The 7,827-nt window shown below is 32.9% G+C and carries 12 protein-coding genes; 6 read left to right on the top strand and 6 right to left on the bottom strand.

Annotated elements, in window-relative coordinates; all coding sequences use genetic code 11:
• Positions 1-606: reverse transcriptase-like protein (locus ACEWK1_RS26795; RefSeq protein WP_416636829.1), on the top strand; the 606-nt coding region annotated here is incomplete at its 5' end.
• On the top strand, positions 599-775 hold the full coding sequence (locus ACEWK1_RS26790) for a zinc-finger domain-containing protein (protein WP_098797434.1): 177 nt from the start codon (positions 599-601) through the stop codon (positions 773-775). The genes ACEWK1_RS26795 and ACEWK1_RS26790, both read left to right, overlap by 8 nt.
• Positions 776-893: 118 nt before the next feature.
• Here the strand turns inward: ACEWK1_RS26790 and ACEWK1_RS26785 are convergent, their stop codons facing one another.
• Entirely contained in the window at positions 894-1,160 is a 267-nt protein-coding gene (locus ACEWK1_RS26785; protein WP_121662519.1) for a DUF2564 family protein, read from the bottom strand.
• 196 nt (positions 1,161-1,356) lie between these two features.
• Between ACEWK1_RS26785 and ACEWK1_RS26780 the strand changes: the two genes are divergently transcribed.
• A complete protein-coding gene (locus ACEWK1_RS26780) occupies positions 1,357-1,557 on the top strand; it encodes a hypothetical protein (protein ID WP_098797432.1) in 201 nt (66 codons plus the stop codon).
• A gap of 145 nt (positions 1,558-1,702) precedes the next feature.
• On the opposite strand, the gene cspD is transcribed toward ACEWK1_RS26780, so the two are convergent.
• Positions 1,703-1,903 (bottom strand): cold-shock protein CspD, encoded by a 201-nt coding sequence (gene cspD, locus ACEWK1_RS26775; RefSeq protein ID WP_046590248.1) that lies wholly within the window; start codon positions 1,901-1,903, stop codon positions 1,703-1,705.
• Positions 1,904-2,182: 279 nt separating this feature from the next.
• Between cspD and ACEWK1_RS26770 the strand changes: the two genes are divergently transcribed.
• Positions 2,183-2,437 carry a hypothetical protein gene (locus ACEWK1_RS26770; protein ID WP_121662518.1) on the top strand — a complete coding sequence of 85 codons (255 nt, stop codon included), beginning with the start codon at positions 2,183-2,185 and terminating at the stop codon, positions 2,435-2,437.
• Between the two features lie 145 nt (positions 2,438-2,582).
• Positions 2,583-2,849 carry a phosphocarrier protein HPr gene (locus tag ACEWK1_RS26765; protein WP_098797430.1) on the top strand — a complete coding sequence of 89 codons (267 nt, stop codon included), beginning with the start codon at positions 2,583-2,585 and terminating at the stop codon, positions 2,847-2,849.
• A gap of 50 nt (positions 2,850-2,899) precedes the next feature.
• Here the strand turns inward: ACEWK1_RS26765 and ACEWK1_RS26760 are convergent, their stop codons facing one another.
• From ACEWK1_RS26760 to metA, 4 genes are all read right to left on the bottom strand, one after another.
• Positions 2,900-3,052, bottom strand: a complete 153-nt coding sequence (locus tag ACEWK1_RS26760; protein ID WP_162987399.1) for a hypothetical protein — start codon at positions 3,050-3,052, stop codon at positions 2,900-2,902.
• Positions 3,053-3,224: 172 nt separating this feature from the next.
• A complete protein-coding gene (locus ACEWK1_RS26755; RefSeq protein ID WP_162987398.1) occupies positions 3,225-4,220 on the bottom strand; it encodes a metal-dependent hydrolase in 996 nt (331 codons plus the stop codon).
• 45 nt (positions 4,221-4,265) lie between these two features.
• The gene (locus ACEWK1_RS26750; RefSeq protein WP_121662516.1) at positions 4,266-5,423 is read right to left on the bottom strand and encodes a diglucosyl diacylglycerol synthase; all 1,158 of its coding nucleotides are present in this window, start codon (positions 5,421-5,423) and stop codon (positions 4,266-4,268) included.
• Positions 5,424-5,631: 208 nt separating this feature from the next.
• Positions 5,632-6,540, bottom strand: a complete 909-nt coding sequence (gene metA, locus ACEWK1_RS26745) for a homoserine O-acetyltransferase MetA (protein WP_121662515.1) — start codon at positions 6,538-6,540, stop codon at positions 5,632-5,634.
• Between the two features lie 223 nt (positions 6,541-6,763).
• On the opposite strand from metA, the gene ACEWK1_RS26740 reads away from it, so the two are divergent.
• Positions 6,764-7,827 (top strand): formate--tetrahydrofolate ligase (locus tag ACEWK1_RS26740; protein WP_416636828.1); only part of this gene is annotated, 1,064 nt, incomplete at its 3' end.

Raw genomic sequence — 7,827 nt, 5'->3', positions numbered from 1 at the left:
TCTTTAAATGAATCCATTATTTTTGCTGAAGATTTTCTTCAAACAGGAAGAGTTAAGAACCTTTCATTTTTCTCAGAGGATGGCCAGTCATGGACTCTTAAGGAGCTTAAAAAATTAAAAGAAATTGTTAAAGATGAACCACATGATGTTGTTGCCTTTTTTGATGGAGGATTTCATAAAAGCACAAAATTGGCTGGATTTGGTGCAGTGGTTTATTACACGCAAAATGGAAATCGATATCGAATTCGAATGAATGAAAAAGCAGAAGAAATGGAATCAAACAATGAAGCAGAATACGCTGCCTTTCATTATTTGGTGGATGTTCTTGAGGAAAACGGAATAACAAAACAAAAAGTATTGTTCAAGGGCGACTCGCAGGTAGTTTTAAACCAACTATCAGGTGAATGGCCTTGTTATGAAGAAGAATTTAATATTTGGCTAGATCGCATAGAAGGCAAATTAAAGAAACTAAAAATAACTGCATCCTATGAACCGGTATCGAGAAAAGAAAATACCGAAGCAGATAAGCTAGCAACCCAAGCGATGGAAGGAATCGAAATAAGAAGTAAAATGATCATAAACGAGGACGTTGAAGAACATGAGTAAAAAGCAAACGCTACAAGAACTTAGTGAAATCATTGATACTTATTGTGTGAATTGTTTATTAAAAAAGCATTTTAGAGAAGAGTATGGAAAAAGCTATGCACATTCTTTTTGTATTAATAAATGTACTGTTGGTGAGAAAATAAAAGAAGTTGGTAAGAAGTTGTTGTAACATGTTACAGTTACAAACTGAAAGCATGAAGCAAATCATGACCTATAGTTAAATACAACACACCTTTTAATAACAAAAAAATCCGCCATATAGCGGATTTTTTTGTAGTTAATTGCTTTTATTTTCTAGCTTCTGATAATTGATGCTCACACTGTTGTAACAGTTGTTGTTGTTTATTCACAAAATCAGAATCAACACCTGTTTCATTCGTGCGACTCATAATCTCCTTCGCATCTCTTATTGCATTTTCTGCATGTTGTAGAGCTTCCGGATCTAATTGCATTGTTGCAGCTCCAACCATTTTTTGTGCTGCTTTTACAGATGCTTCGAGTTGTCCTAAATCATTCATTCCACTAATTAATCCAGTATGATTTATTTGATCCATATAAAACACCTCCAATCATTAGTTTTTGATTATTAACTTGAAATATTCGTTAAAAAAAACAAAATTATTTTCTATCACAAATGAAGGTGTCATGTTAAAATGAAAATAGGATTAAATATTGTAAAAATATAGGATTAATATAAATCATTTTGACTAGATATCTGTCAAAATTTTATTGGTGGAGGAGAGATTCACTATGGCAACTGAGCCGTTAGATTCATCTATTAAAGAGGCATTTTCTGAAATTTATAAGGATCTTGATAAATTGGTCTTTATAGCGAACAACGCGAATATATTCAATTCGAATGAGGTTAGTAGGATTGAAAAAAGTATTAAGCAAAATGTTAAAGCAATCGAATATTTATTGATCAGTCAGAAGTCTGGCATGACAAAATAAATGAGAGCAAATAAAAACTGAAGGGTCAACTCATATTATCCACTTATGTTTTGAAAAAATAATAAACGCAAAAAAGAGGCGGAGAAATCCAGCCTCTTTTAAATCTAGTTGTTTATGGTTAAATCACATATATGAGATCTTGTGATTATAACTTTGTAACGTTAGCAGCTTGTGGTCCGCGGTTACCTTCAACGATTTCAAAGGAAACTTCTTGACCTTCTTCTAATGATTTGTAACCATCGCCTTGGATTGCAGTGAAGTGTACGAATACATCGTCTCCGCCTTCAACTTCGATGAATCCAAAACCTTTTTCATTGTTAAACCATTTTACTTTACCGTTTTGCATAGTACTTAATCCTCCTAATACTGTAGCACGGGTGGTGCTAAAAAAAATTTTATCATTAATGAATATGATATGTAGATTTTAACAAGGATGATAGATTTCTGAGATGTATTATTACAATATATACTCAGCTTAATGATAATTTAACTATACACTAATCTAAAGATAACCGTCAAGGTCAAGAAAAATGTTTTAACAAAACTTTCAGAAACTTACATTTATGGAACAGATAATACTTACATAAAACAAGCATATAATGATTAAAAAGTATGGAGTGGTCTTATGCGTAAGTTTGATTTAAATGGAAGTAGCATCATTATTACATCCTCAAAAAAAATAGATGATTTAGAGTTTAATAGGGCTTATCAAGCTATTGTTAAAGTAGGAAATAAATTACTGTATTTGAGAAAATCTTCGATCATCTTAATTCAAGATCACGAAGAAAATTTTATCGTTGTAGAACGAATGAACACTGATACTATTACGTTACATATTCATCATGAAATACCATTGGATCATGTATATAAAATAGGCTAAAAGAGACAATAGTTAATGGAAAATTTAGTTCACTTTTTTTAAAAAAAGTTTATAATAGTGATGATACATGTCAAAAGATTTTGGCGAGTAAAGATGAATACATAATCATCTTTCCAAAGTACTAATGTGAAGGGGGGATTTAAAAATGGTAGAAAAATCGTTTACAATTACAAGTGAAGCAGGTCTACATGCTAGACCAGCAACAGCTTTAGTGAATGCAGTAAATTCATTTACAGCTGATGTTAACTTAGAGGCTAATGGTCGTACAGTTAACTTAAAATCAATTATGGGTGTAATGTCACTTGGTATTTCAAAGGGAACAAAAGTGACAATTACAGCTAGTGGTAGCGATGAACAAGCAGCACTAGAAGCTGTTGAACGCGCTATTACTACAGAAGGCCTAGGAGAGTAATAAAAGGTTAAAAGGCGGGGGTAACCCGCCTTTTGTATGTGGAAATTTATTTATTCCATTCTTGTTTTGTCTCTTTGATCTTTATTACGTTTGTTTCCTTTGCTATTGTCTCCTGCAATATGTTCTTCAGCAAACTCCATTTGATTCATTCCGTTTTGTGGTGAGTTTTGATTTTTACTACCTTTATTATATTTTTTTGTCATTAGAATCCTCCTCTTGTTAAGAAATATTTCCTAAATCTATGTATGAGTAATGGTTTATCATACAGGAATTATTTTTTGTAGAATGTGAAAATATATTCCTTAAACAAAAGATCTCTTAAAAATGAGAGAAAAAATGTCCGGTCAAATAACCGGACTTTTTTTAGAAACACCACTACATTTGTACAGCATTGCTTTTTGATGGCACAAGCTTTTGTTGCAGCTTCTTTGACTGATAAATCCACCCTGTATATGAAGAGATAACTTGAAGATTCTTATCAAGTTTAACCACTGCCATATATGGGTAATGGTGATTATGACGAAATCTTAGGTCAATCCAACGGACTTCATAACCTTTTGGCTGAGGTACATACATGGCATGAACATGCCCTGAATTTGCTAGAAAATGTTTTACATTATGATCGTCCCGGGAAGCCTTAATATAAGGACAAAGTTGATCATGTTTTTCGAAAGTATGGATAAGATGAAGACCATTTTTATCAAGAATACCAACATAATAAATTTGATCTGTTTCGTAAACAACATGCCATTTGCGAATCCATACAGTTGGAACAATTGTACAGATTCCTTTATTATCCATCGATTGAATAACTTGCTTTTTGTTTTTTTGTGATATGAAAAAACGAACAACAAGATAACCAATAATCACTAAATATCCCCATAAAAAAACAAATCCAGAATGAATTCCAACAGTCCAAAATGAAAAACCAATTAGGTGAACCAAGATGATAAATGGATCAAATAACGGGACAAAGTTTAATGACAACCATTTTTTTGTAAATGGTCTAGCAGCTTGGGTACCATAAGCATTTAGAATATCAAATCCAACATGTAAGATAACAGCTAAAAAAGTCCAATAAAGTAAAGGGAAAAATAAAACGTCCTTAAAAAAAAGAAACGTAATAGATGAAACAAGTACTGTCCAAAGAAAAAGGGCAGGGATGGAATGAGAGGCACCTCTATGGTGCTCAATATACATGCCATTACCTTTTAAAAGTTTAATTCCGTAATCAAAATCTGGCGCATTTGATCCTATAACCGTACCAATCATAATAGCTTGTGCTAATTCAGGACTACCGGCAACAGCAGGATCTATATAAGCTAAACCAGCTAAACCAAATCCCATTATTATGTGAGTACTTGTATCCATTTCGGCCTCCAGATAGTAAGGTAAACCTCTCATCCGTTTAAGATACTAATAGTTGACGGAGCCCGCCATTACTTTTTTATCTCTAATGTAAGAAGCTTCTTTTATCATATCCTCAATAATAATATCTGCAGAATTAGGCACGTGTAGCTTTTTAATATTATCTCTCATTCTTTGTAGTTTCTGATCATCTGCCAATAATTGATTTACTTCATCAAAAATATCTTCAATTTGATTAATAATAATTGCGGAAGAATTATCTTCAAAAAAGTGGGCATTTTCTTTTTCTTGACCGGGAACAGGTTTAAAAAGGACAACAGGTAACCCAATTGCAGTTGCTTCTGTTAGAGTAATCCCTCCTGGCTTTGTTATCATGCATGAAGCAACTCGGTATAACTCATCAATTCGCTCAACATAACTTAATACTTTAAATTGCTCAGGAAACTGAGTAGCGAGAGGATCCAGCGTTTCTTTTAGTAAAATATTGTTTCCACAAATAACGACAGTTTGGATATTTTCACTTTGGTTAATGAAAGATTGGCATAATTCCTTAACATTTTTTAAAACTCCATGTGCACCTGCAACGATAAGTAATGTTTTCTTATCAGGATCTAACTTGTACTTTTCATAGATTTCATTTAATTCCATTTTTTCTTCGAATTGTTTACGAATAGGTATTCCTGTGACTTTTATTGTGCTTGGATGGATGCCAAGCTGTAAAAGTTTCTCTTTAACATGATTTGTGGCAACATAATATTTATCAATATTTTCATGAACCCAAATTCTGTGTAAACAAAAATCAGTTAGCACATTAAATGTCGGAATCACTGTACCAGTCTTGCGACGATATTCAGGAACAACAATCATTGGAAAAGTATTAATGATCATGTCAGGTTGTTCACTTGTCACGATTTGATGCAAACGTCTGTGCCCCATTTTAAAATACAGGTTCATCATTCTTTTGTTATAAATTTTATCAACTCCGTAGTAAAAAAGACGATAAAATTGTTTTCCGATTGAGAAGCTTTTTAAATATAAGTATTGGGTAATTTCTGAAAAAACGGGAAAAGATTCCGAGTAGAGATTACACACAATAACGTCGCTAAAACCCATCTGCTTACACTTATCTTCTAATGTTTTTGCAACTTGAACATGACCATTGCCATATTTAGCTGTCAAAATTAACACCTTCGAATTTCTTTTCAACATTTTCACCTCAATCTAGTAAAGAAACGGATCATTACAAGAAAAAAAGTTCATATCAAACTATATGTAAAATATGAACTCAATTTGTCTTAAAGATTACCATATAATTATTACTTTTTTATAAAGCAATTATTAAGTATTTCTTAAGATGTAAAGTGGTTGTAAAAATATTGAATTTTTAAAGTTGCATAAATATTTTACGAGACTTTCAATCCCAAATATACGGTGTTTCTTGGTATACGTAATAGTTCAGCCAATTCACAAATAGTAGGTTCGCATGTGACCTCCAACACTGAATCGGTCTATTTTTAGGATCGTTATTTTTAAAATAATTTTCTGGCATCTCGATTTCCAGGCCTTTTGAAAGATCACGTTCATATTCATCTTTTAATGAAGTTAATTCATATTCAGGGTGCCCTGTTAAAAAGATTTGTTTACCATCCTGTGACATCACTAAACAAACTCCTGCTTTATCGGAATACGAAAGGATTTGAAGCTCTTTAACTCGTTCAATTTCCTCTTTTAATACATCTGTATGTCTAGAGTGTGGAACAAAGTAAAGGTCATCAAAACCTCTTACCAATTTTACTGTTGGATCTACAATTTCATGCTCAAAAATTCCAAAGCATTTTTTATCCAATTGATATTTATTTACGCCATAGTGATGGTAAAGTCCTGCTTGGGCACCCCAACAAATATGTAAAGTTGAGGTAACATTTGTTCTAGTCCAGTCCATAATTGTTTGAAGTTCAGGCCAGTATGAGACTTCATTGAACTCTAAATGCTCAATTGGTGCTCCAGTAATAATCATCCCGTCAAACTTTTTATGCTGGATATGTCTAAAAGTTGTATAAAATTCCTTTAAGTGCTCCATTGCAGTTGTTTTTGATTTATGTGTTTCAGGTCGTAAAAATGTAATGTTTAACTGTAAAGGTGAGTTACCTAATAGTCGTAACAATTGTGTTTCTGTTTTTTCTTTTTCAGGCATGATATTTAGAATGATAATATTTAAAGGACGTATATCCTGAGAGTATGCTCTATTTTCATCCATAATAAAGATATTTTCCTGTTCAAGGATTTCTTTCGCTGGTAAGTGATTTGGAATATTGATTGGCAAAGAAAACACCTCCGAAATAAACTTTATATTTTTGTCATAACAATAATTGATAAATATGATAAATGACTGATTCTTTATTATAGAAAGTTTAGAAAAATAATTCAATTTATATATTTCAAATAATAGTTTTTCTCCATTAATAATTTGACATATTGATTGATGGATAAGGATGTATGGTAATATATTCTAAAGATCATTTTAACAACAAAGTGAGGAAAAAACAGTGAATAGTCATCAAAAATTTAAATCAGATATCGAAATTGCCCTTGAAACACCACTTTTACCAATTCAGCAAATAGCCGATCATCATTTAGATTTAAAGGAAGAAGAATTAGAGCTATTTGGAAAATATAAGGCTAAAATTTCTCTTGATGTTCTAGAAAGATTAAAGGAGAAAGAACCTGGAAGGCTTATTTTGGTTACATCAACTAACCCAACCCCGGCTGGAGAAGGAAAGTCAACAGTAACAGTGGGTTTGGGTCAAGCACTTAACAAACTAAATAAAAAAGCGATTATTGCCATGAGAGAACCTTCGCTCGGACCAACAATGGGATTAAAGGGTGGAGCTACAGGTGGTGGCTATTCTCAAGTTCTTCCTATGGATGAAATAAACTTGCATTTTACAGGTGACATACACGCAATTACGACAGCAAATAATGCATTAGCTTCATTTATTGATAATCATCTTCACCACGGAAATGATTTGAATATCGATCCTAGAAGAATTGTATGGAGACGAGCATTAGATTTAAATGACCGAGCTCTTCGAAATATTACCATCGGCTTAGGTGGATCTACAAATGGCATACCAAGAGAAGACCATTTCGATATTACGGTAGCTTCTGAAATCATGGCTGTTTTATGTTTAGCTAGCAGTTTAGATAATCTTAGAGAGAGACTTTCAAGAATAGTAATCGGATATACATATTCTAAAGAGCCGGTTACAGTGGCCGATTTAGGTGTTGAAGGTGCTTTAACTCTTCTATTAAAGGAAGCAATAAAGCCAAATCTTGTTCAAACAATCGAACATACACCGGCTCTAATTCATGGTGGACCCTTCGCGAACATCGCACATGGGTGTAATAGTTTGCTTGCGACTAAAATGGCAACAAAGCTAGGAGACTACGTAGTAACGGAAGCTGGATTCGGTGCTGATTTAGGCGCAGAAAAATTTCTTAATATAAAATCTAGAATTGGAGAGCTTACCCCTTCTGCTGTGGTCATTGTGGCAACGATAAGAGCTCTTAAAATGCATGGTGGAGAGAAGAAAGATCAATTACAGCAAGA

Source organism: Metabacillus sp. YM-086, assembly GCF_048059995.1.
Taxonomy (GTDB): Bacteria; Bacillota; Bacilli; order Bacillales; family Bacillaceae; genus Metabacillus; species Metabacillus litoralis_B.
The sequence above is the reverse complement of the archived record's forward strand: the minus strand, read 5'-3'. Positions and strand labels throughout refer to the sequence as shown.